This is a genomic window from Bartonella sp. AP150HLJHH, assembly GCF_042196385.1.
GTDB lineage: Bacteria > Pseudomonadota > Alphaproteobacteria > Rhizobiales > Rhizobiaceae > Bartonella.
In genome coordinates, this window is record NZ_JBHIQC010000005.1 from 78,687 (window position 1) to 101,988 (window position 23,302).

At 34.6% G+C, this 23,302-nt stretch carries 19 protein-coding genes and 1 tRNA gene; 9 read left to right on the forward strand and 11 right to left on the reverse strand.

Annotated features, from left to right (window positions below; translation table 11 throughout):
• The first annotated feature begins 217 nt into the window (after positions 1-217).
• On the forward strand, positions 218-757 hold the full coding sequence (locus ACFING_RS03745; protein WP_375611979.1) for a helix-turn-helix domain-containing protein: 540 nt from the start codon (positions 218-220) through the stop codon (positions 755-757).
• A gap of 388 nt (positions 758-1,145) precedes the next feature.
• The gene (locus ACFING_RS03750) at positions 1,146-1,325 is read left to right on the forward strand and encodes a DUF1508 domain-containing protein (RefSeq protein WP_142416545.1); all 180 of its coding nucleotides are present in this window, start codon (positions 1,146-1,148) and stop codon (positions 1,323-1,325) included.
• A gap of 530 nt (positions 1,326-1,855) precedes the next feature.
• Here the strand turns inward: ACFING_RS03750 and ACFING_RS03755 are convergent.
• The 4 genes from ACFING_RS03755 to ACFING_RS03770 form a co-directional block, all read right to left on the reverse strand.
• A complete protein-coding gene (locus ACFING_RS03755; protein WP_375621377.1) occupies positions 1,856-2,026 on the reverse strand; it encodes a hypothetical protein in 171 nt (56 codons plus the stop codon).
• A 52-nt stretch (positions 2,027-2,078) separates the two neighbouring features.
• Positions 2,079-2,390, reverse strand: coding sequence for a hypothetical protein (locus tag ACFING_RS03760; RefSeq protein WP_375611977.1), 312 nt, complete (start codon positions 2,388-2,390; stop codon positions 2,079-2,081).
• A gap of 305 nt (positions 2,391-2,695) precedes the next feature.
• Positions 2,696-2,950 carry a hypothetical protein gene (locus ACFING_RS03765; protein WP_375629965.1) on the reverse strand — a complete coding sequence of 85 codons (255 nt, stop codon included), beginning with the start codon at positions 2,948-2,950 and terminating at the stop codon, positions 2,696-2,698.
• A gap of 15 nt (positions 2,951-2,965) precedes the next feature.
• Positions 2,966-3,091: a hypothetical protein gene (locus ACFING_RS03770; RefSeq protein WP_375611975.1), complete on the reverse strand. Its 126-nt coding sequence runs from the start codon at positions 3,089-3,091 to the stop codon at positions 2,966-2,968.
• Between the two features lie 610 nt (positions 3,092-3,701).
• On the opposite strand from ACFING_RS03770, the gene ACFING_RS03775 reads away from it, so the two are divergent.
• Entirely contained in the window at positions 3,702-4,016 is a 315-nt protein-coding gene (locus ACFING_RS03775) for a helix-turn-helix domain-containing protein (RefSeq protein ID WP_007347852.1), read from the forward strand.
• Here the strand turns inward: ACFING_RS03775 and ACFING_RS03780 are convergent.
• Both ACFING_RS03780 and ACFING_RS03785 read right to left on the reverse strand, forming a co-directional pair.
• A complete protein-coding gene (locus tag ACFING_RS03780; protein WP_375611974.1) occupies positions 3,940-4,122 on the reverse strand; it encodes a hypothetical protein in 183 nt (60 codons plus the stop codon). The genes ACFING_RS03775 and ACFING_RS03780 overlap by 77 nt on opposite strands.
• Positions 4,123-5,812: 1,690 nt before the next feature.
• A tRNA-Ile gene (locus ACFING_RS03785) sits at positions 5,813-5,889 on the reverse strand.
• 170 nt (positions 5,890-6,059) lie between these two features.
• Here ACFING_RS03785 and ACFING_RS03790 point away from each other — a divergent pair.
• Positions 6,060-6,803, forward strand: a complete 744-nt coding sequence (locus ACFING_RS03790) for an SIMPL domain-containing protein (RefSeq protein WP_375621378.1) — start codon at positions 6,060-6,062, stop codon at positions 6,801-6,803.
• A 29-nt stretch (positions 6,804-6,832) separates the two neighbouring features.
• Here ACFING_RS03790 and ACFING_RS03795 read toward each other — a convergent pair whose 3' ends face one another.
• The 3 genes from ACFING_RS03795 to dnaG form a co-directional block, all read right to left on the reverse strand.
• Positions 6,833-7,294 (reverse strand): YcgN family cysteine cluster protein, encoded by a 462-nt coding sequence (locus ACFING_RS03795; protein ID WP_375629967.1) that lies wholly within the window; start codon positions 7,292-7,294, stop codon positions 6,833-6,835.
• Between the two features lie 610 nt (positions 7,295-7,904).
• A complete protein-coding gene (gene rpoD, locus ACFING_RS03800; protein WP_375613401.1) occupies positions 7,905-9,920 on the reverse strand; it encodes an RNA polymerase sigma factor RpoD in 2,016 nt (671 codons plus the stop codon).
• A gap of 390 nt (positions 9,921-10,310) precedes the next feature.
• Complete coding sequence (gene dnaG, locus ACFING_RS03805; RefSeq protein WP_375629969.1) at positions 10,311-12,248, reverse strand: DNA primase; 1,938 nt, start codon at positions 12,246-12,248, stop codon at positions 10,311-10,313.
• 134 nt (positions 12,249-12,382) lie between these two features.
• Between dnaG and ACFING_RS03810 the strand changes: the two genes are divergently transcribed.
• From ACFING_RS03810 to ubiC, 4 genes are all read left to right on the forward strand, one after another.
• Entirely contained in the window at positions 12,383-13,600 is a 1,218-nt protein-coding gene (locus tag ACFING_RS03810) for a mechanosensitive ion channel family protein (protein ID WP_375621381.1), read from the forward strand.
• Positions 13,601-13,669: 69 nt separating this feature from the next.
• Entirely contained in the window at positions 13,670-15,361 is a 1,692-nt protein-coding gene (locus tag ACFING_RS03815) for a Na/Pi cotransporter family protein (protein ID WP_375629971.1), read from the forward strand.
• An 857-nt stretch (positions 15,362-16,218) separates the two neighbouring features.
• A complete protein-coding gene (locus ACFING_RS03820) occupies positions 16,219-16,470 on the forward strand; it encodes a GlsB/YeaQ/YmgE family stress response membrane protein (protein ID WP_375611967.1) in 252 nt (83 codons plus the stop codon).
• A 1,154-nt stretch (positions 16,471-17,624) separates the two neighbouring features.
• On the forward strand, positions 17,625-18,131 hold the full coding sequence (gene ubiC / locus ACFING_RS03825; RefSeq protein ID WP_375621383.1) for a chorismate lyase: 507 nt from the start codon (positions 17,625-17,627) through the stop codon (positions 18,129-18,131).
• A 677-nt stretch (positions 18,132-18,808) separates the two neighbouring features.
• Here ubiC and ACFING_RS03830 read toward each other — a convergent pair.
• On the reverse strand, positions 18,809-19,261 hold the full coding sequence (locus tag ACFING_RS03830; protein ID WP_375609255.1) for a GatB/YqeY domain-containing protein: 453 nt from the start codon (positions 19,259-19,261) through the stop codon (positions 18,809-18,811).
• A 280-nt stretch (positions 19,262-19,541) separates the two neighbouring features.
• On the opposite strand from ACFING_RS03830, the gene carA reads away from it, so the two are divergent.
• Positions 19,542-20,738, forward strand: a complete 1,197-nt coding sequence (carA, locus tag ACFING_RS03835) for a glutamine-hydrolyzing carbamoyl-phosphate synthase small subunit (protein ID WP_375629973.1) — start codon at positions 19,542-19,544, stop codon at positions 20,736-20,738.
• A gap of 870 nt (positions 20,739-21,608) precedes the next feature.
• Here the strand turns inward: carA and ACFING_RS03840 are convergent.
• A complete protein-coding gene (locus ACFING_RS03840; protein WP_375629975.1) occupies positions 21,609-22,829 on the reverse strand; it encodes an MFS transporter in 1,221 nt (406 codons plus the stop codon).
• Positions 22,830-23,302 lie beyond the last annotated feature (473 nt).

Sequence of the window (23,302 nt, forward strand, 5' to 3'; positions counted from 1 at the left end):
AAAAAGCAAGAGACAAATGTAGCAACAAGGAATTTTGTTTTGAAGTGAATATCAATTGTCAATACAATAAGTGCAAGATTGCTTTCTATCTACACAAATAAAAAAAAACAAGAAATTAAAGCTATAATATTGACATTATATCATAGAATATTAATACATAGTGTGCTTTTATTATTTAATGATTTATACCATGATGATTTACCGAGGGAGATAATTCGTGGCACGTCCTGAAACTGAATCAAAAACCATATTTGGAAAACGTTTACGTTATGTACGTCTTGCTTTAGGCGATCCATCACGTGAAACCTTAGCTAAAAGTTTTAGCATGACAAAAAATTCCATTGCTTTTTATGAGCGTGGAGAGAGAGAACCCAATCTTAGTGTCTTACAAACATACCGCACGTTATATGGTGTCAATATTAATTGGCTTTTAACTGGACAAGGAAAAATGTTTGACACCGAATATACAAAAGGTGATTTTGACTGGAATTATTTTATTAAAAAAATCGAAGGACTGGAAGAAACACTTGCCGATAGTGATCGTAACGAAAAACTAAATCAAGAAAAAATCGACAGTTCTTATGAAAAATTGCAGCAATATTTGTCAAGACAAGGTTTATCAAATGGTTTTAACCCTAAAACTACAACCTCTCTTATCGATATGAAAGCTAAAATGGCCAATTCTTATACCCTTAGCTTATTCATTGATTTACTCATTCGAAGCGTATCCCAAAAAGAGGTTATAGCTAATCAATAAACGTCTATTTCAAAAGAAAAAGCAAGAAATGATTAAACACCAGTATGGAAAAAAGTATTTTTTACTTTATCCATGCTGGTGAAGTTTTATATAATTTATAGACTTTATTTCTGTAACGACAGAAAAATATTTGCATTGTAAATGAAAGTATAGTGTCTTTAAATTAAAAAAAATAATTTTATAGTATAAAATTCTCATTCATGTCTTATTGACAATATTTTTTTTCTTGTTAAAAGAATAATAGCTCTCATAGAAATTATTTTTTAAGGTCAGAAAATTTAAGGGGAATATATTGACGACTTCCTAGAGAGACATACATTAATGTTTACAAGTGGATTAGTTAAATATTTATCCTGAAAATTATCAGCTATTTTATGAGGTGGGAAGCATGTATTTTGAGGTGTTTCAAGGAGTTCACAATCAATGGTACTGGCGTTTAATCTCAGGAGATGCACAAAAAATTGCTTTTTCTAGTAAAGGTTATCCAACAAAACAAGATATCCTAATCAATATTGAGCAAATAAAAGAAATTACACATAAGGCTCTTATTAGAGAACTACAGTCCTAACATTCTTTACCATTAAAACAAGCGTTTATTTTGTATAATGGTATGGTAGTTACTTTTGTGACAAATGAAAAGTGATTGATTTGCCCTCAATGAGAGGAAGTTTTTGTATTATTTCTGACACTCACAAAGAACATTCATATTCTTACAGATTATATGTTTATTTTCAATCATACTCAAATCTCTATAGCCTTTATCAAAAAGAAAATCTCTTAAGTTTTGTATTTTTCATAAAAAATAAACGCACATGAAGAGAAGATAAATCATCAATGAGAAATATATTTACTCTACAAGATATTGATATCTTTTACGTTCATATTCCTCTTCTGTATCTGATAATCATAACTGACTTACCCATTTCATCTTCATAAAAAGCAAATATCTCTTTCTTTCTATTATCATGCAATTTTTTATACCTATTAGCTGAAACTATCGTAGCATTTATACCTTACATCTAAAAAGAACGTGCAAAACTGTTTCCAGCAATAATATAAAATTGCTGGATTGTATAGACGCGCTTTTTAATAACTAGCCTACCTATAAACTGGTTTATCATCATAAACTCTTATTTTATGATCAACGACGCTCTGTCTTATAAACTTAAATGTTGTCATAAAATCAGAGTAAACTTGAATATTCTCTTCCAATACAATCTCTCCATCAGCACCATAATTGGCTTCATTAAAGTTTATCTCTCTCGTCATTCCAATCTTCCTAACACATTTCCAAACCCTTTAATGCAAAATATGAATACAATCACTCTTTATCATCTTCAGATTTAAGCATTTTTTTATATTTCTTTTCATTTTTTTCATATTGCTTAATTTGTTTTTTCAGTTTTTCAATTGCTTGGTCGCGTCTTTTAATCACCATACTTTGCTCTCTAATAGCCCTATCTCGTTCTTCAGTCATCTTCATAGTATCTCTTAAAAACTCATGCTTTATTCTTCTAGATTCCTCTTTTAAAATTTTCACTTGACTGCGATAATATAAAGAAAATCGAAATATAACCCCGCTGCACAACAAAACAACAATCATTGCTCCCAATAAAATTTCGTTTACACTCATTTGGATCTCCCTTAATTGTCGCTCAAGTGATCATCTTGACCAATTTGTTTCATCCTCAATCAAAAAAAGAATGCAATAAATCGCATGTTCCAAGTGTGAACAATCACTCTCGGCGTTCTTATTTTCTCCATTAAAGCATTGATAAATGACGCAAACAAATCTCTGAAAGCGGCTAAATCTACACTCACACCAATTATTTGCGACATATTTATTGACACAAAATACAAAAAATAAGGAACGTCAAATAAAACTAACGACGCAATCCAATCATACAAGCCTTGCCCAAATCGTTCCTATCTTCCTTTTTACGCCATGTGGAATGCGGCTATATATAAAAGTTTTTCATTATTACAAAAATCTTCAGTGTCACAAAGCACAGCATTTCTGTAAAATTTTGCCTTCCCACAAATCTTTACATCACCACAAACTAAAGCATCATTATAAACTCGAGCCTTTCTAAAATCACGAGTATCACCACAAAATTCAATACATTGAGCATTCAAAACTTGATCAAAAAAGACCGCATTAGCATAAACATATGCATCTCCACTCATATTCAAATAACGATAAAGTTCTTATTTTTCATAAACATGCGAACTCTTACGAACCACTAAACAACCATATGTTAATGCATTGTTATCAATAACAACATCATTATAAACACAGACTTCATTATAAACCGCAGCATCATAAAAACACATTCATCCCCATAAGGGCATTGATCGAATGTACAATTCTACCAAACAACCACCTTTGTGGATCAGATTACCTTCCTGTTTAATAAAATATCCAAGATCACTTTTTTGATATTTCCCATTTTTTTTACGCATATATACGATATACCATCTGATAGTGATCTAATTTATTACAATAAAGAAGAAATCAGTATTCTTTGTCTATGCAATTTACATTTTTTCTACAGCCATTATCCTATCTCTTAAGGCTCTAAAGCTTCGTTATATTCACACACTACCTCAACGCAGAATTTTTTTTACAAATTCTGATGTTGGGGTATATCTTGATTTATAATGCTGCTACGTATACTATCATAGTGAAATCTCATAAACATACGAGTGTGTATCGCCCTTTCTGGTATACACATTTACTTTTTCACAACCGTGGAACTAAGCAACCATTTTTATTGATTCGAATCTGAAAGTGTATGGGGACATTTTGTTATTAGTTAAAAACAACTCTATATGCTTCCTTAGCGAAGAGCTACACATGGATATTTTCACGCTCCTTGTATCATATATTCTGGATTCGCAACGCAATATTAACGCTATAGCGTAAATATGTAAAGGTCTAAAAATGACAAAGACTGAAAAAGATTGGTTCCAACGCTTAGTTGAATTGATAAAAAGTGACGGACGAACAATGATTGAAATAAGCAGAGCTGCAGGCTGTGGACAAAATTACGTCCAACAAATGATAAATGGAGGCAAGAGACCTTCTGTAGATAAACTCATGGCTATTTTGAATACACTGGGAAATGCTAGTGCCATATATGTAATAACTGGTTTCAACATCTCCGATGAAGACTTAAAACTCATAACTTTGATTTCGTCTGGAGATAAAAAGAAGATTGAAGCCTTAAATGTTCTGTTGAATGAGCAGAATCTGTAGCATTTTCTACTTTATCCAATATCGCTTGCTTTTGAGACGTCGATAAAGACTCCCATTTCACAATAATATCAGATAAAGTTGTTTCAAATTTTTTATCATTCTTCATAGTCATACTCCATGTAGTCACACTATATAACGCTAAAGCGTTCAAAATATATCTCATACCTTAGAAAAAAATATTTGCAATAGGCAGTATGGAAGCAATTGTGTACAAACTTATTTTACAAAATCAGATGAAGTTCTATTAGTCATGTACCATAGTGAAACAGAAAGCATCACACGATCCAGACCTTCTTATGAAAATTGGTATAATCTATCAAAAACGCGAATAATGTTACGCAGATCTTGCGATTCGGACCAATAAAAACTAATGTGAAAATATCCCTGAAGACACTCCTGAACTCTATATAAGAGAACACGAAAAAGCTTTTTTGAAAAAAATACATCACAATTTATTCTACATAGCACCATCTATGTTTTTTTAACAATATTGCAAAGCAAGAATATAACAATGTTATAGGAATAAATTCTTATAAACAGAGCCACACTACCTAAAACTCTGTAACACATTTACAGGTAACCTCTCCTCTAAACGCACCTTGTAAATACTAATATAAGTCTCTATCATAAGCAAAAATGATACTATTAAAAAATAAAACGAATCATCACGCACAATCTTTGTACGTAAATTTTATACAGATTTACAACAAGAGAGAAATCCCCTTATGCAAATGAAGAATTATATTTTCAAAGTATGACTTTGAAGAAGAAGTATACTTTTCCAAAAAAACACCCTCCCTGCCAATAATTTTTCATAAGAGAAAAAACTCATAATAAAGATAAAACTCTCTATACGATCAATACGAGAAAAATGTTAGCAATACAAAAAAGTGCTAGGGTTACCGCAATATTGCCAATTCCTTATCAGAGTAAAATCAAAAAAGACATCTGCTCTTCAATAATAATTCGGATCACATGAAAACTCTATAATTTAAACATTAAGCAAAAAATACACAAAAACAGAAAATGGCATTTTAACAAATTTTCCAATATCATAGAAAACATTTCTTACAGAATAATAAAATGCTTATTACAATAGAATCTGGATGATGCAAAGCGATAGAAACAATCACTCAATTGACTTTTCAAAGAACAATTAATAAAATTCTTTTCAGAAAACACGCCACCGTCACTATGAACAATATTTCTTAAAATATTAAATAGAATTCCTTTCTTGGGAAAAAGAAAATATCAACAAATGTTATCATCGTTGCCCCCATGATACATATGAATGCCCATAGATCACATTCTCTTATACACTAACCTTTCATCACAATGATGCTATTCGAACGTCTAAAAGACATTAACATCACTTAGAAAAAAGCAAATTTACACTAAATGTTTTTTGAGCCATTTGTTCTGAACAGGTACAATCTTTAAAATTGGTTTTATTGAGGTCTGTTTATTTGCAGAACAAGTATAAATAAACTTATCCAATGAAGCTTTTAGCCTTCTATTTTATGAAGAACACCATATAGAAAAAGTACAAAACAGTATATGAATTAAGAAAGTAAATAGCGACCCATATCAGTTAATCCAAATGCTAAAAGGTTGCAAATAAGAGAACTTCTTTGATGAGACTAAGAAAACATACCATCATATTAAAGCGACTGAGAGAAAAAACTGCAACAAACAACGACCAAAAGCTTCTAACACAAACAGGAAAATAAATAAAAAACGAAAAAGGTAGAATCTCAAAACTAAGCGATCCATTTTTCTATTGTACATTTCCCTATTGGTGGGCCCGGAGGGACTCGAACCCCCAACCAAGCGGTTATGAGCCGCTGGCTCTAACCAATTGAGCTACAGGCCCTAAATAGGTTGTTTCTCTCTAAACTAAAATGCCCTATGATACAAGAGCTGACAAAGATTATAACCCATCTTTTTCTCTTTTCTATTGGTTTTTTTTTCAGTGCTCTAATTTCTTTACAAAAACTCTTAAAAATGAGAGAATAATTAACTGACAAATATAAAGGTATAGATATGATAGAAAAGAAAATTCAACCACTGAAGAGTTCTCGGGTTAAAACAGTTATATTAGCATTTACACTCTTAGCCACATCGTTGACTGTACGTGCTTATGCTGAAGAAAATAAAATGAAAAATGCAACGATTACAGTGACAGCAATCGGAGAAAGTCAAGCAACACCGGATATGGCCATTATTAATCTAGCCGTTGTTACCTATGACAAAACTGCCCAAAAGGCATTAGCTTCCAATAATCAATCCATCAATGATATTATAAACGCTTTTAAAAACAATGGCATCCAAGCAAATGATTTGCAAACATCAGGCTTATCCATTTATCAGTCGACCTCTGATAAACACCACGAAAAAAAGAATAATGAAAAACTCTATCATGTTTCAAATTCTTTAACCGTGCGCATTCGTGATCTTACCAATGCTGGTAAAATCTTTGATCAAGCGATGACACTAGGTGTTAATTCAGTTAACGGCATTACTTTTACCAACGCAGATACAAAGCCATTTTATCAAGCAGCACGTAAAAAAGCCATTACTGAAGCCATTGAAAAAGCGCAAACGATAGCGCAAGCAGCCGATTTAAAATTAGGAAAAATTATTGAAATCAATGAAAAGGATGATTACTATCACCCAACACCACGTCTCATGAGTAGAGCAGCAGATGTAAGCTACGCAAATACAAATTTTGCAGGTGGTGAATTAAATTATAACGTGAGCGTCACTGTAGTCTTTGCGATCGATTAAGTCACAAACAAGTTGTATAAAAAATCATATTACTGGCCTTCACGTAGAAGACCAGTAATGTGATAAAGATAATCTTCCTCAGATAATAATTCGTCTTCGTAAATCTCTATTTGTCCGCGTGCAGAAATATGCGCTGTATGTACCGTCTGACAATCCCCTGATACCAATGGATGCCACCAATGAAGATCTTTTCCCTCATAAATTAATCTATAAGCACAACTTTCTGGGAGCCAACGCACTGTTTTAACTGTCGTAATATCTAGCGATATACAATCTGGTACAATTGATTTACGATGAGCATAATCTCGACACCTGCAGTTTTCCCCATCTAAAAGACGACAAGCAATACTGGTTGCATAAAGGTCACCCGTATCATCGTCCTCAACTTTATGGAGACAACAACAGCCACAGCCATCACAAAGGCTCTCCCACTCAGAAATGGAAATCTCTTCTAATTTTTTTACTTTCCAAAAGGGAAGTTCTCCACTCATAAACTCAGACACACCTTTTTTAATTAAGACGATCTATAAAAAATGAAACGTTTAATTTCTATAATTTTATCTATTTCTGTCTCTTAAAAAGATTCAACTTAATGTATACTTTAAACCATGTTCTTAAAAGCTATCTGAATAAAAAGAGAATATTCAAAAATAGCGCATATAAATGAACATAACCTATTGAAACATCTCTTTGTAAACTTAACGAAGAATAAAATGCGTCACCTAAAATGATAGAAAAGTTCCGCAAAGAATATACATTTTTCATCAAAAAGTCCGTATGTTGCAATATAAGTTTATTCCTAATAGATCTCATTTCTTAAAAACGAGCCGCGCTATACGCAAGGTAATGTTTTTATCGTTCATTTCTTGAAAGCCCCCTACTCTCTACTCCATAACCACCCTTTGCCCTATATCTATTCTTTTGAGACAGAGAAGTATAAAGCCCCAAAACTAAGAAAAACATTAAACATCGAAAACTTTCTAGATTGTTCAAATTCTTCCTATGTTTTTCTCAAGAAAGCATCCAAGTACAACATGAAGCACCTCCCCCCTTCATTAGGAAGAAAGAGGGAGTTATTAAAATGCACACGAATTCTTTTATTTAAGAATCGAGAAAACTGCGCAATTTTCGTGAACGGCTAGGATGTTTTAATTTACGAAGTGCCTTTGCTTCAATTTGACGAATACGCTCTCTTGTAACTGAGAACTGCTGTCCCACTTCTTCCAATGTGTGATCGGTATTCATCCCTATTCCAAAACGCATCCGCAAAACACGTTCTTCTCGTGGTGTTAATGAAGCAAGAACGCGTGTTGTCGTATCTCGCAGATTAGCTTGGATAGCTGCATCAATTGGTAATAACGCATTCCTATCCTCAATAAAATCACCCAAATGGGAATCATCTTCATCACCAACAGGCGTTTCGAGAGAAATAGGTTCTTTTGCAATTTTAAGAACTTTTCGTACTTTTTCTAACGGCATAGAAAGCTTGCTAGATAATTCTTCTGGTGTTGGTTCTCGTCCAATTTCATGGAGAATCTGACGCGAGGTACGAACGATTTTATTAATTGTTTCAATCATATGAACAGGAATACGAATTGTACGTGCCTGATCAGCAATTGAACGTGTAATAGCTTGACGAATCCACCATGTTGCATAAGTTGAAAATTTGTAGCCGCGCCGATATTCAAACTTATCCACAGCCTTCATCAAACCGATATTGCCCTCTTGAATAAGATCAAGAAACTGCAAACCACGATTGGTGTATTTTTTTGCAATTGAAATGACAAGACGCAAATTAGATTCTACCATCTCTTTTTTCGCAATTGTTGATTCGCGTTCACCTTTCTGCACCTGCATAACAATCCGACGAAATTCACCAATCGAAATAGCCGTTTCTTGCGCAAGATTTTGTATTTCACTTCGCAGTTTTTGGATTTCTTTTGCTTCACGCACCGAAAACTCTTTCCAACCAGGTGTAGGCAAAGCAGAAATATAATTCATCCAATCCGCGTCCAATTCACGCCCTTGGTATTCTTTTAAAAAGTCCTCATGGCCAATGCCATAGCTATTGGCAATCCGTTTCAGCTTACCTTCATTATGAATCAATCTCTTATTAATGTCATAAAGCTGTTCAACCAAAGCTTCGATACGATTTTGGTTTAAAGAAAGAGATTTTACTGCTTGAATCAACTCACCCTTTAATTGAATATATTTCTTCTTCTGAGAGGATGTAAGGGCCCCCTCTTTACGCTCTGCCAAACTGCTTTCAACATGCTGATCTTGTAATTTTCGTAATTTTACATAGGTTTGAGCAATAAAATCCAATGTTTCCATAACTTGAGGACAAAGTTCATTTTCCATTGCAGCAAGCGATAAGTTAACATCGTCCTCGTCCTCTTCATCATCGTCTTCAATGTTTCTCTCTCCTGCGCTCTCCCCCATATTACGTATACCAGAAGACATTTTTTCTTCTACGGTCTTATCAACTTCACTTCGCTCAATAACAGGAGCCTGCTTTGCTTCTGGACCAGCATAAGTCGTTTCAAGATCAATAATTTCACGAAGAAGAATACGCTGCTCTTTTAACTCGTCACGCCAGATAATAAGAGCCTGAAAAGTCAAAGGACTCTCACAAAGTCCTGCAATCATTGTCTCACGCCCTGCTTCAATACGCTTAGCAATGGCAATTTCGCCTTCCCGCGAAAGAAGCTCAACAGCTCCCATCTCACGCAAATACATACGCACCGGATCATCCGTACGATCTGTTACTTCGCGTTTATTCGTTGTCGTTGCAATTGCGTGGCTAGAGGCTTCTACTAAATCACCCCCCTCTACCGTAACTTCTTCTTCATAATTTTCAGACTCGACTTCATCCTCATCATCCACAACATTAACCCCCATCTCAGAGAACATCGCCAAGATATCTTCAATTTGTTCGGATGTAACCTCGTCAGAAGGAAGAACTGCATTGAGTTCATCCATTGTTACGTAACCATTTTTTTTGGCAAGTTTAATCATTTTCTTGATGGCATCATCAGAAAAATCAAGAAGAGGACTATCCAAACTCGCTTGGTTTGTTACTTCTGCATTATCTTTCTGTTTAACCTTTGTTGCCATACCATAACTCCACTCGATCACTTCACAGTTTCCATGTAACCATAGTTTCCATGTGACCAGTTTTTTTGTTCTCACTAAAATCTACCAATAGTTACTCATATATACTTCCTGTTAAGAGATTACCATTGGAAAGAATACATTTTGTATACGCCCTGACATCCAGACAAACTTGACATCCAGACAAAAACGCGGGAAAACTCCAGAAGTTTCCCCGACACCTCTCAGCCCTTCTGAGATAATCTCTGCACCTTATCGTAAGAACCAATTTCCCGCTTTTCCTAAAATTTACCCGCTTTTCCTAAAATTTAATTGTCATCTTTATAAAAATGTCACTCCACATAAACTTCCTCATCTAAAATTTAAGTGACTGATTCGCATTAAAAAAGCGAATCATTTTATCGTATCTTGTGTATTCCCGTCTATTTTTTCATCCAACCAACTTCCAAATCCTTCAATTAACGCTTCTGTTGCCTGCATCTGCTCCAGCTCATTTTTTACCTCACGAAGCAGATCAAAAACCTCACTCTTAGGATTTTCTACAAGTTGCTCTTCAATATCCTGTAACCTCTTATGTAGGTGGTGTTCTTGAAGATGCAAGTAGACAGCTTGTTTTAATATAGCACGCGCATCTTCTATAGGGGCTCCACCAAGAATAATACGCATACCAATATTTTGCACAAGATGTTTCATACGCTCTAACAGAGCCTTTTGCCCTCTTTTTTCTAAGAACGCAACCATCGTCTCTTTATCATGAAGCTGTTGGTCCCCAAGAATTTCCAACATAGCTTGATGAAAAATTATCAATTGAGTATTTTTTAATTCTAACTCAGAAAGAATTTCAAAATTTTCATACCACAACTCAGGATAGTAAGCTAAAGTGAGTAAAATGACTGCTTCACGCAAAGGGATAGATTGCGAAGAATTTCGTACTATTTCAGAATTTGCTAACAGAGAAAAGGTTTGATCTTTAAAGGTCCTATTTGGTGAAGATTGACCATATCGCCCTTCCCCCTTTTGTTTTGAAAAAGAGGGACGAAAAAAATCAAAAAGGCGTTTTTTTACATCTTGCAAATAATAACGACGGACATCTTCATCCTTAATCGTAAAAATTTGTTGTTTTAGTTGTTTTTCTAGCGCTGCTCGTGCCTCTGGAATTTCAAAATGCTTTCCATAGGTAGCACGCCACCATAAAAGCTCACTCAAAGGAATAGCTTTTTGCAAAAAAGAAGAAAAAAGCTGAGCTCCACCAGCACAAACAATTTCATCAGGATCTTTCCCTTGTGGCAACAAAACAAAGCGTACACAAACCCCAGCCTTTAAAAGAGGCAACACACGATCAGCAACACGAAAAGCAGCTTTTAAACCAGCATCATCACCATCAAAACACAAAATAGGTTCCTTCCCCATCTGCCATAAAAGCTCAATTTGCGCTTCCGTTAATGCTGTCCCTAAGGGTGCTACAACTCCTTCAAAACCAGCTTTAGTCAATGCAATGACATCCATATACCCCTCAACAACAAGGAGTGAATGAATTTTTTCATCGCCAACAAAGCGACTATTTTTGCGAGCTGCTGCCGCGTTATAAAGTATATTTCCTTTATGAAACAGCACTGTTTCAGGGCTATTGAGATATTTTGCTCGTGTCTCTTTCTCTAATGCACGCCCTCCGAAAGCCACCACACGTCCACGCAAATCTTCGATAGGAAACATAATGCGATTTCTAAATCGGTCATAAGAATCCGCGCGCTCCTCATGCACTGAGAGAAGCCCACATTCTTCCATTTGCTTTATTGAAATGCCCCGTGTACCTAAAGCTTCTTTCAAAGCCGTACGCCTTACCGGTGCAAAACCAATGCGGAAACGCTCTACAAGCTCTGGTGTAACACCACGTGCATCCAGATAACGACGTGCTTGTATACCTCCTTTATCGCGTAAATTATATTGAAAAAAATCTGTGGCAATTTTCATCACATCATAAAGGTCAGCTTTTTCCAGTTGACGTTTATGACTTTGTGAATCCAAAATAGGGAGTTTCATTCCCGCAAAATCAGCCAAACGCTCTACACTTTCTGAAAAGTGCAATCCATCAAGCTCACACAAAAAGGTAAAAATATCTCCACTTACACCACAACCAAAACAATAATAGCGCCCTTTATGATCATCACAATGAAAACTTGGCGTTTTTTCACCATGAAATGGACAACAACACCAAAAGTCTCCCCGTGAAGGCTTACTTTTTCGAGGATCAAAATCCACCCGTTGACCAATCACTGTTGAAATTGGGAGTCTCGTACGCAGTTCATTAAGGAAATCGGGCGGAAAACGCATTATCTCTCACAGAGTTTGAAAATTCTTTTTTGCATATTTAACGACTTTAGAGCATAATTCCAATACTTCCTCTTAAGCAGTTGTAAAATTTTAAACCCTCAACTGCATATATTTTTAGAAATGGAGAATAAAAAGTGATCGAATTTATTGCTCAATATCCTTGGTTAGAGGCTATTTCTTGGCTTGTTATTCTTACCATAGCTGCCCTTTTAGTGAACTTTCTAGGACGAAAATTACTTATTCACGGAGCAAAAAAACTCTCTTCTTTTCTCCCCCAAAATACAACGATCGATATTAATAATGCTATTCAATACATAGCGGATATCATTTCAGCTTTTATTCTTTCAATTGGTGTTAATTTTATCTCAACATTGCCCGATGCATTTAGCACTGTCATCAGTAATGTTGCCAACGCCTTCATTATCTTCTTTGTCGTCCTGACAATTTCTTCCTGTCTCAATGTCATTAACATCCTTTACGAACAACGACCAACAGCACGACTAAAACCAATAAAAGGTTATATTCAAATTGCTAAAATTGCACTTTTTGCTGTTGCAACAATTTTAATGGTCGCTACATTGATTGACCGCTCCCCTCTTATTCTCTTCTCTGGTCTTGGTGCAATGGCCGCGGTTCTCATGTTAATTTTTCAAGATACGCTTCTCTCTCTCGTTGCCGGTATTCAAATTTCATCTACTGATATGGTTCGCGTTGGTGATTGGATTGAAATCCCCAATCTCGGTGCCGATGGTGATGTTATTGAAATTGCCTTGCATACTGTTAAAGTTCAAAATTTCGACAACACCATCACCTCAGTTCCTATCCGTAAACTTGTGACCGACCCTTTTAAAAATTGGCGTGGAATGCAAGAATCGGGTGGAAGACGCATCAAACGCTCCCTTTTTATTGATCAATCAAGTATCCATTTTCTCACAAAAGAAGAGCAAAAATATCTTTCCCGATTTAATTTATTAGAAAATTATTTCACGCAAAAAGTAGCAGAAATCGAACAATGGAACGCTCAATTAGATAAAAATCATGATGTCTTAGCCAATACGCGCCGTTTAACCAACATTGGAACTTTTCGTGCTTATGTTTTTGCTTATCTACAACAGCATCTAAACATCAACCCTAATATGACCTATATGGCACGACAATTACCTCCTACAGAAAATGGTTTACCCTTAGAAATCTATTGCTTTACGAACACCACCGTTTGGATCGACTATGAACAAATTCAAGGTGATATCTTTGATCACCTTTATTCCATTCTACCCTGTTTCGGTCTAAAGGTTTTTCAAAATCCAAGCGGTTATGATTTTAATCAAGTATTAAAAGCAAAAGTGAAATAAAAACAATAAACTTCAATTTATTAATTTGAGGCAACCACATTCACAACAACAAAGAAAGAATAAAGTATCATGAATGGTTCATTGGTACTCCTTCATCTTGCCGGCGCTATTTCTTTACTTCTCTGGGCCACACGCATGGTGCGCACAGGAGTTGAACGCGCCTATGGTGACAGACTTAAATATAAAATGTGCCACGTCGTTTCAAAACCATTGTTTGCCGTAAGTTTTGGGCTTTTTACAGCAATGATTTTACAAAGCTCTACAGCAATAACACTCCTCGTTGGCTCTTTCGTTGAATCTGGTTTTGTCTCTGGAGTAGCAGGACTTATGGCTGTACGTGGAGGAGAATTAGGATCAGCAATCGTTGTAAAAATTCTCACCTATGACCTCACTCTTGTTGTACCCTTGTGTCTTTTAATTGGCACTTGTATCTTCATGACAACAGAAAAACGTGAATGGCGTCAAATAGGACGTATTGTCATCGGTATTGGTCTTTTGATTTTATCTTTAGAGATGATAAGTACCGCGACAGAACCTTTACGTGAAAGCGAAATTTTACCTAGCATCATTCGTTATCTTTCAACCGATCCTATTTCCACTTTTTTGTTGGCTGCTGGCTTAACCTACCTCTTACATTCATCCATTGCAGGAATCATTTTGCTGGTCAATTTTGCCAACTACGATCTTATCCATACGCAACTCTGTGTTGTCATGGTTCTTGGTGTCAACTTTGGCTCTTCTCTTATAGCACCACTTTTAACGCGCAACGCCTCTCCTAATACCCGCCTCGTTCCCTTAGGAAATTTACTCATGCGTGGGGCAGGGTCAATCCTTATACTTATCTTATTTCTCTCCTTTCACCCTCCCATCACATGGCTTGGCAATAACGCCCCTACTCAAGTGATCAACGCCCATATCATTTTTAATGTTTTCATTCTCCTTGCTGGAATACCTCTTTCAAAATGGGTTTTAAAATTAACCACTCAGATCGTGAATATAAGTGCAAAAAAAATGCAAGCCGACAAAACACTCAATTTATCCGATCAAACAGCTCTTGATGACAGTGTTCTTGATCGCCCAACTCTCGCCCTCTCGAATGTCATGCGTGAAGTCATTCATATTTGTGATCTTGTAGACATCATGCTAGAAAAAATTATGGGACTTTATGAAAAGCCTGATCCCAATATTATTCGTGAACTCAACCAACTCAACACCATATTGGACAAAAAACATATCGCCATCAAACTTTATCTTGCACGATTAGCGGGACAAAAATTATCTGACGAAGAAGCTCTTCAAACGCAAGAACTTCTAGGTGCCTGTATAAAATTAGACCAAGCAGGGGATATCATTATTCATAATATGTTGATGCTGGTTAAAAAGAAACAACAAAAAGGTTTACAGTTCAGCAGCGAGGGCTGGAATGACCTCCTTCGTTTCCACGCCATTGTACTAGCCAACGCGCATATAGCATTTAACGTTCTCGTCTCACGTGATACACACACTGCACACCTATTGGTACAAAAAAAAGATCAGCTACGAAACTTAGAAAAAGAAATGAGTTTAAAACATTTTAAACGTCTGCGTGAAGGGGATCTCAAAAATGTAGAATCATCCAGTCTTCATCTCGACACTGTGCGCGACCTTAAACAAATCAACTCTCTTTTGACCTCAATGATCTACCCCATTTTAGAAGAACAGGGACTTCTTCAAAGTTCTCGTCTACGCAACCCTTCTGAAGAACAAGCAGAAAAAACTTAAACTTTTCAAATAACTTGAATAAAACACACATCACATCGATTATTCAATTTTGAATATGGTCAAGATATTGATTTAGTCAAAATATCTTATTATTCGACAATTTAAATGAGCTTTCTTCATCGTAAGTTTCTTTCATTTAAAATCTATTCATGATGAATTGCTCAAAGTCATTTGCTTGCACATTACAAACAAAGCAGCATGTAGAATAGAACTCTTGAAGAAAGACGTAAAAATGCCTAACCATCTCAAAGCCAAAACTGTTAAACACATAAAGAATAGGTCAAGAGTATGATAGTTCCAACCTAAACCCGCCTTGTAAAAAGGGAACCGCTTCACAGTAGCAGCAAAACAGAAATACTCTATAAGGAATACAAAACCCCACAAAAATGCAATATTTATATCAAGATCTGTAGAGGTTAAACCTATACAGCCACGCTATAACGTGTCAACAAAGCAGTTTTAATTTCAAACATCATTGATATCAATTGGCAAGCTCAAAACTTTTAAATATCCATTTTACTTATTGCTTTAATCACAGTTGTTTTTTTCAATTTAAGAGAGAGCTTTAAAAAGCTTATAAATACACTTTATGAGTTCTTAAAACATTTTCACTAATATTTTCTTATTTTATTCGTATTTCTAAATTAATTAATTTGTTTATAAATTAAAATGTATTATATATTTATACTTATTAAGTATTATTATGATACAAATGTGACTATTATTTTAATATAAAGGAAAGTAATAAGTAAAATCTCTAAAAGCAATATCCTTTCCACTGGGTAAAAAAGGAATAAACCTTGATTTTTACAAAGTTTACTCTAGTTACAATTTAAATTCAGGCAAAGGAGGGTATCATGGAAAATGCAAACATAGGTTGGATTGCAGCTATTATTATCGGCGGGATTGCAGGTTGGGCTGCACAGTATATTATGAAAAGCCAAACAGGAATATTGTTAAATATTATCTTAGGGATTATTGGCGCTGCGCTAGCAAGCTTTCTTTTTAGTCTTTTAGGTGTAAGTTTTGCTGGTTGGCTTGGCTATCTTATTTCAGGTTTTATAGGAGCCTGTATTCTTATATGGATAGGACAAAAAATTCGATCATAGAGTATTTATTTTTTACACCTTTTGGGATTCAATACAAAACTAGGAAACAACGAGCAGAGTTTAAAATATTCCCCTGTAACTTGTTGTTACCAATTTTGATATGATGGTGAGATGCTTAAGCTGCGATTTTAGGCATACACCATCATCGTATTATAAAACCAAATGCAGTAAAGAACTTTATAACGCACCATTTCATACCTATATAAACTTACGCATATCAGGAGAGATATGTTGCGTTATTTTAACGAAATACGAATTATTTTTGTACCACGTGCGCAAATCCAGCTTATCTCACTGTAATAACAACCCATAAGGTTACAAAAATCACTAACGATGATTAAAAATTCTACCGTATAATGCTTAATAGCTTACACTCTATCAACAATACCCTTTTTACCGAAAAACTCGAAGCGCTTTTTTACATTCTTAAGAAATAAAGAGAGACGGCAAGAATAAAATGATAAATATTTTTTTCTAATCTATGAAAGGAAATAGTATCTAAAATAAATATAAAAATTAAATTATAATGTGTTTTTTTAAATTTATTTTTAATAATAAAAATATATAAGTAAAAATTAATAATATTAATGCAAATTTATTATAAAATTAATACACATTATGTGATGTAATATTTCAAAATTTTAACAATATAATGTATTTTAAAGTTTTCAAAAATATATGCATTAATATAAATTTCTTGATTATAAAGAATACGATCCCCTTTACATCTCAATTCAAAAGATTTGAATACCTCTTCACTTTCTAAAGTATAAAATAAAGTTTTGTTCCTCTTAAAACTTCCTCTTTATATCATCTTGCATAGATGAATTTTTAGCTCTTCTTTATATGCGTTACAAACGAATTTTAAAGTACGAAACATTTTTCCCATTGCTCTCATGCGATAAAGAAATTTCCGTAACGCATTGTGAAAGCGCCTTGGATAAAACATAATACCTTATTTTGCTTTTTTAATGAAAATAATCCTATAATATATACTTCCCGCATATCTTCTTTTAAAGACCTTTGCAATCGACTTTCCCTTTGATATCTTCCTGTTAAAATCTTGCTGCTTTTATACTCCTTGTATTACAATAGAGCTATCTATTTAACCCAACATAACATATGGAATAAGACTTTAGCTGTGGAGTAAAACGATGTCTGATCTTGAAGATTCCATCTTACCGCCTCTAACGTGGTTCTCTGATCAAAATCCTCCAATACCAGAAAACGTTCGCGATTGGCTCATGGAATCGGGCTCAATGACGCTTCGATTAAAGAAATATTGTACCTGCCTCCAAGTTCAACCACAACGCGAATGTTTTATTACGCAAGATAAATTAACAGAAGAAGCAGAGCATCTCCCCGAAAGTGCGCGTTATTGGCTACGCGAAATCATATTAATGGGAGATAATAAACCTTGGCTCCTTGGACGCACTGTAATTCCACAAGAAACCCTCCTACACAATCAAGCCTTGATGCATTTGGGAACTGTACCTCTAGGACATTATTTATTTAACAATGACAAATTAACCCGCGATTACATTCATATTGGTCAACAAGGTGCGCTATGGGCACGCCGTTCCCGTTTGCGGTTAACGGGTAAGCCATTGTTGCTAACTGAACTATTTTTAACAGATTCACCACTGTATCCCCACAAATAGAGGTTACTCATTTTATTCTGCATAACTTATAGATTTCATATAGCTTATAAGGGATTTAATCAGAGAAAAGAATTTCAAAATTATCTCAAGAACACATTAAAAACAAAGACTTCTTTTCAAAATATCCTTTTATTTCATCAACTCAGCTTAAAAAATCTCTTCCCTAGAAAAAACGTTCTAAAATTCTGATTTTCTTATCATTAAAACCAGCACTTGAATTAAAAAGATACACACCATATTGATAAAACCATCTATATTTAAATTTCTTGCTGAATAATCACTACTCTAAAATACGGTAACTCTTTATCAAACAAATGCTTTGAAACAGCAAAAAAGACAATAATACACTCGCCAAAATTGGAAATCTGTATCAATTAGCTTAATCATTCTGTTTTAAAATTTTTAACAGTGCTGACAATAGATCTTTTTAAAAAAGTAAAAACTCTATAATCTTTTTGTTTTTTAATGGTCTAACAGCTTTGAAGAACAGAAAATATAATACATAAAAGATATTTCATTGCTCTATAAGAGCCCAAAAAGTTTAGTTGATATCAAAAAGTTATTTTTTTGATAATAGTATGTATGTACAAGATAAATGACATTTATCAACATCCTACTGACTTACAAAAGCGACGCACAATAAAAAATATTTTCCAATCCCCTTGAATTAACAAGATCTATTGCAATTTCTTACGAAGACTATTGCACACTTTAGAAAAATTCATTTGCCCCGCATACCGTTCCTTAAGCCATGCCATCACCTTACCGATATCGCGTAATTTTTCTGCCTTTGTTTGTGCCAAAGCTTCACAAAGAACCTGTTCTACTTCCATCTCCTTAAGTTGATAGGGAAGAAATTCACGAATAACTTCTATTTCTGCTTGTCCTCTCTCTGCCAATTCCAAGCAACCAGACTCTTTATAGGCTCGCATCAATTCTTCACGCTGTTGAAGCATTTTAGTGAAAACAGACTGTATCTGCTGATCATCCACTTCTAGCTTCCCTTCATCATAATAAAGAATATCACGATCCCTAACTGCAGCATTCATTAAACGAAGTGTAGCAAGACGCGCACTATCTTGCGCTTTCAAAGCAGCCCTAAGAGCCCCATCAATCTGGTTACGCAACATAAATTTATCCAATTTTTGTTCAAGAAGAAGATGCCTTTTAACCAATCTTTATCCATCTTGCAATGGAGAATAAAAAAATAATTAAGGACTCGATCTTCGAAAAGCTAAAACAAGACTTTACCTCTTCATGGAATGTACTTATACTGCCTATTTCAAGCGAAACGTTACCAGAATAATATACACAGCATCTGTTAAAGGTATGATTTTTGCGTAAAGTTGATCATTATACCTTTCAGAGAATAAGCCATCATACCTTTAGAATAAATTGTGGATACATACTATGATACAAGCGACTTCACCCAGCCACCCTTGGAGTATCAAAAAACCGACAGCCCTCTTAGTCTTAGCAGATGGAACCGTTATTAAAGGCAAAGGAGCAGGTGCTACAGGTATCGCTGAAGCTGAAGTGTGTTTTAACACCGCCATCACAGGCTATGAAGAAATCCTCACAGACCCGTCATACACACAACAAATCGTTAATTTTACTTTTCCTCATATAGGAAATGTAGGGGCAAATAGCGAAGATATTGAAGATCTCTCTCCTCTCAATTGTCATGGTGCTGTTGGCGCTATTTTCAAGGCAGACATTACACATCCCTCAAATTATCGATCCAATGAAAATCTTCATCAATGGCTTAAAACGCGTAAAATTATTGCACTTTGTGGTATTGATACACGTGCACTCACAATTCTTATTCGTGAAAAAGGTGCACAAAATGCTGTCATTGCACACGATGCTAATGGAAACTTTGATATTCCTTCTTTAAAGAAACGTGCGCAAAAATGGCAAGGTCTCGTCAATCTTGACCTTACGAAAGACGTGACATCTCAATCATCAATGCAATGGAATGAAAAACCATGGAGTTGGAATAAAGGATACGGTACAAACAATGTGCACAATCTTCATATCATTGCAATTGACTACGGTATTAAACGTAATATTCTTCGCCTTATGGCAACACAAAAAGCACGCATTACTGTTGTGCCTGCCCACACAACTGCAAAAGAAATTCTGGCAATGAACCCTGATGGCGTTTTTCTTTCTAATGGACCAGGAGACCCCGCAGCTACGGCTCAATATGCCATTCCAACAATCAAAACATTAATTGATCATAATTTACCAATTTTTGGAATATGTCTTGGTCATCAACTTCTCGCTCTTACGGTTGGTGCAAAGACCGTGAAAATGCACCAAGGACATCATGGTGCCAACCACCCAGTTAAAGACCTTAACACTGGAAAAGTTGAGATTGTATCGATGAATCACGGTTTTGCCGTAGATTCTTCCTCTTTACCACAACATGTTCAAGAAACACATATTTCTCTCTTTGATGGCTCAAACTGTGGTATTCGAATCATTGGAAAACCTGTTTTTTCTGTTCAATATCACCCTGAAGCTTCTCCGGGACCACAAGATAGCCACTACCTCTTTCAGCATTTTAGTGATCTCATTATGAATTATAAAAAAATATCTTAAAATAAAAAGCCTCACCTTTTAGCTTCTCTCCTTTAAATTATATCATCTTCCTACGCACAATTATATTATTTTTATACCTACAACTTATTGAATAAATATTCTTATTGATCATTCTGAAACTAAAAAGAGCGCTCTGAATAGCTTAAATTTTTCTCATTCCTCTCCTCTTAAGGTCGTATCCATCAAAATCATTGGCTTCTCCCCCCCAAGCAAGATAAGTGGGTCGATAAAAACCATTTTTAAAAAGAGTAAAGTGCCTAATATTCAAATAAGCATTTGATTCACAATACAATTTTAAGCATTCTATTGTGCATGAGAAACATAATCCCTCCTAAAGAATAAAAAAATTAAAGTGTAAGACAGTGCAACAAATCTCTACTTTTTAAAAGATATTGCCGTAGATGGTTTTGAAAACTGTAAAGTCGAATAAAAAAGTAATCGCAAAACAGAAAACATCTTTTCAATTTTACAACTTTATATTCTTCCAAAATGAGGTTTTCTTTCGATTCCAGAAATGATGCCAACAAATATAAGCAATATTTTACTTCCAATTTGCCATATAAAATTTGGAATTGTTCATACAATACTGATACATCTAACTCAGATACGTTTTAATCTTTTTTTTCAATATGCTGCTACATTAGCACTGGATATTAATTTGCAAGCAATAGAAAAAATACGGTCTCCCCTATACAAACAATATCACAAAATAAAAAAATTATTTTCACTAAATGAGAAGGATATATCGATATTCTATACAACACTTTGTGAAACAAATATCACAAAAAACTTTCTGCCTATAAAATGATACATTTTGTTTATCTTGTGCATTCTCTAGCAAAATAGTACGTACCAGCCCCTCTCAACAAATTAACGTACCCGCAAGACAAAAATAACTGTCGCAACAACAAGAAGAAAAAAGCCTCCAACAAAAGGAGCACCAGAAAAATAAAACAGTGCATTTTTATCTGTAAAACATTCAAAAAGAAACACATAAAAAACAGAACCAAATGTTAAACTCAACGAAATAACAGATGTCATCGCTCCTTGCAGTTCTCCTTGTACATTTGTCGGTACCTGCGCTGAAGCAATAGCACGTATAGGTGCATGAACAAGATACTCAAGCATAGTACACACACAAACCATATAAACCATCCACCCCTGCGTCGCAAATGTATAACCCAGCATAGCAACAGAGGCAAACAAAAGCCCTACTATAACAATATGCCAATCACTCCATCGTTTAGAAAAATAAGGCAAAATGAGAGCGACTACAATAAATTGGCCTATCCCAAAAACACTATAGGAGAGTCCAATAGAAAAAGAACTCCAATCATAGCGTTCTTTTGCAATGAAAGCCCAAATGCTTAACCATACAGATTCCGCAAACCAATAAAGAAAAAAGACCAATAACACCCAAAGAACCATCGGGTATTGTTTCAGATGCCAAAAAGCACCTAAGGGATTTGCCCGCTTAATATCAAAAAAGCGCCTATTCCATAAAGAAAGGGTTTCTGGAAGCATAACCCAAGAAAAAATAAAATTAATGAGTGAAACACCAACAGCAAAATAAAACGGAATACGCGGACCAAACTGACCTAAAAAACCACCAATAAACGATCCTAAAATAACCCCCAATGCGGATGCAATGCCTAACAGACCAAAATTGCGTGTACGGGTTTTATCATCAGATATATCCGCAAGATAAGCTGTACAAGTTGCAAAACTAGCGCCACTTATCCCTGACAAAAGACGCCCGATAAATAACATAGAATAGCTCCATGCTATAGCACATATGAGATTATCAAGAGCAAAGCAAATAATAGAGAGAAGCAAAATAGGACGACGACCATAACGATCAGAGAGATTGCCAATAACAGGAGCAAACAAAAACTGCATCACTGAATAAGCTGCAAGTAATTTTCCTCTTTCTACAAAAGATGTACTGACCTCTTTTCCAGTTAATTGAGAAAAATATTCAGGCAAAACAGGACAAATGATCGCAATACAAAGAATATCTAACAATAAAGTGATGAACACTAAAATGAGCCCACGCTGAACAAATTTCGGATTGAGCATTTGGTCTTGCATAACATACACACTATTTTACGCATACAATGACTCCCCCGCTCTCTTTTAACTCCCTTTTCCTTTTAAAAGTATTCTATGCTGTATAATTTTCATATATGAAATAATAAAAAATTAAAAATTACAAAAAGAGTCAAGATAAAAATATAAAATTATTTTTTACTTGATATATCATTATCAAAATATAAAAAATATATTTTATATTAATTTAAAAAAATACTTATGAGAATAAATCATTAAACAATTACTCGTAAGACATAGAATGTCAAAATAATTTTATAATACATTATTACAACTTATCATACTGCTAATTTTTAAAACATCAACTCTATTAGATAAATCAATTCCATATAATAATTTAAATATTTAATAATCATCGTAAAATATATTAATACTGTAAAAACTGATTATATTTATTGAATCAATCAATATTATATGTTATTAATACATTAAAATCTAATAAGCATGAGAAAACA

Bases quoted from the DNA above. Each gene is read 5' to 3' on its own strand.
- ACFING_RS03830 (WP_375609255.1), bottom strand. From the start codon at position 19,261: ATGTTGCGTAACCAGATTGATGGGGCTCTTAGGGCTGCTTTGAAAGCG.
- rpoD (WP_375613401.1), bottom strand. From the start codon at position 9,920: ATGGCAACAAAGGTTAAACAGAAAGATAATGCAGAAGTAACAAACCAA.
- ACFING_RS03815 (WP_375629971.1), top strand. From the start codon at position 13,670: ATGAATGGTTCATTGGTACTCCTTCATCTTGCCGGCGCTATTTCTTTA.
- ACFING_RS03840 (WP_375629975.1), bottom strand. From the start codon at position 22,829: ATGCAAGACCAAATGCTCAATCCGAAATTTGTTCAGCGTGGGCTCATT.
- ACFING_RS03820 (WP_375611967.1), top strand. From the start codon at position 16,219: ATGGAAAATGCAAACATAGGTTGGATTGCAGCTATTATTATCGGCGGG.
- ACFING_RS03755 (WP_375621377.1), bottom strand. From the start codon at position 2,026: ATGACGAGAGAGATAAACTTTAATGAAGCCAATTATGGTGCTGATGGA.
- ubiC (WP_375621383.1), top strand. From the start codon at position 17,625: ATGTCTGATCTTGAAGATTCCATCTTACCGCCTCTAACGTGGTTCTCT.
- ACFING_RS03775 (WP_007347852.1), top strand. From the start codon at position 3,702: ATGACAAAGACTGAAAAAGATTGGTTCCAACGCTTAGTTGAATTGATA.
- carA (WP_375629973.1), top strand. From the start codon at position 19,542: ATGATACAAGCGACTTCACCCAGCCACCCTTGGAGTATCAAAAAACCG.
- ACFING_RS03790 (WP_375621378.1), top strand. From the start codon at position 6,060: ATGATAGAAAAGAAAATTCAACCACTGAAGAGTTCTCGGGTTAAAACA.
- ACFING_RS03770 (WP_375611975.1), bottom strand. From the start codon at position 3,091: ATGTGTTTTTATGATGCTGCGGTTTATAATGAAGTCTGTGTTTATAAT.
- ACFING_RS03760 (WP_375611977.1), bottom strand. From the start codon at position 2,390: ATGAGTGTAAACGAAATTTTATTGGGAGCAATGATTGTTGTTTTGTTG.
- ACFING_RS03750 (WP_142416545.1), top strand. From the start codon at position 1,146: ATGTATTTTGAGGTGTTTCAAGGAGTTCACAATCAATGGTACTGGCGT.
- dnaG (WP_375629969.1), bottom strand. From the start codon at position 12,248: ATGCGTTTTCCGCCCGATTTCCTTAATGAACTGCGTACGAGACTCCCA.
- ACFING_RS03780 (WP_375611974.1), bottom strand. From the start codon at position 4,122: ATGAAGAATGATAAAAAATTTGAAACAACTTTATCTGATATTATTGTG.
- ACFING_RS03795 (WP_375629967.1), bottom strand. From the start codon at position 7,294: ATGAGTGGAGAACTTCCCTTTTGGAAAGTAAAAAAATTAGAAGAGATT.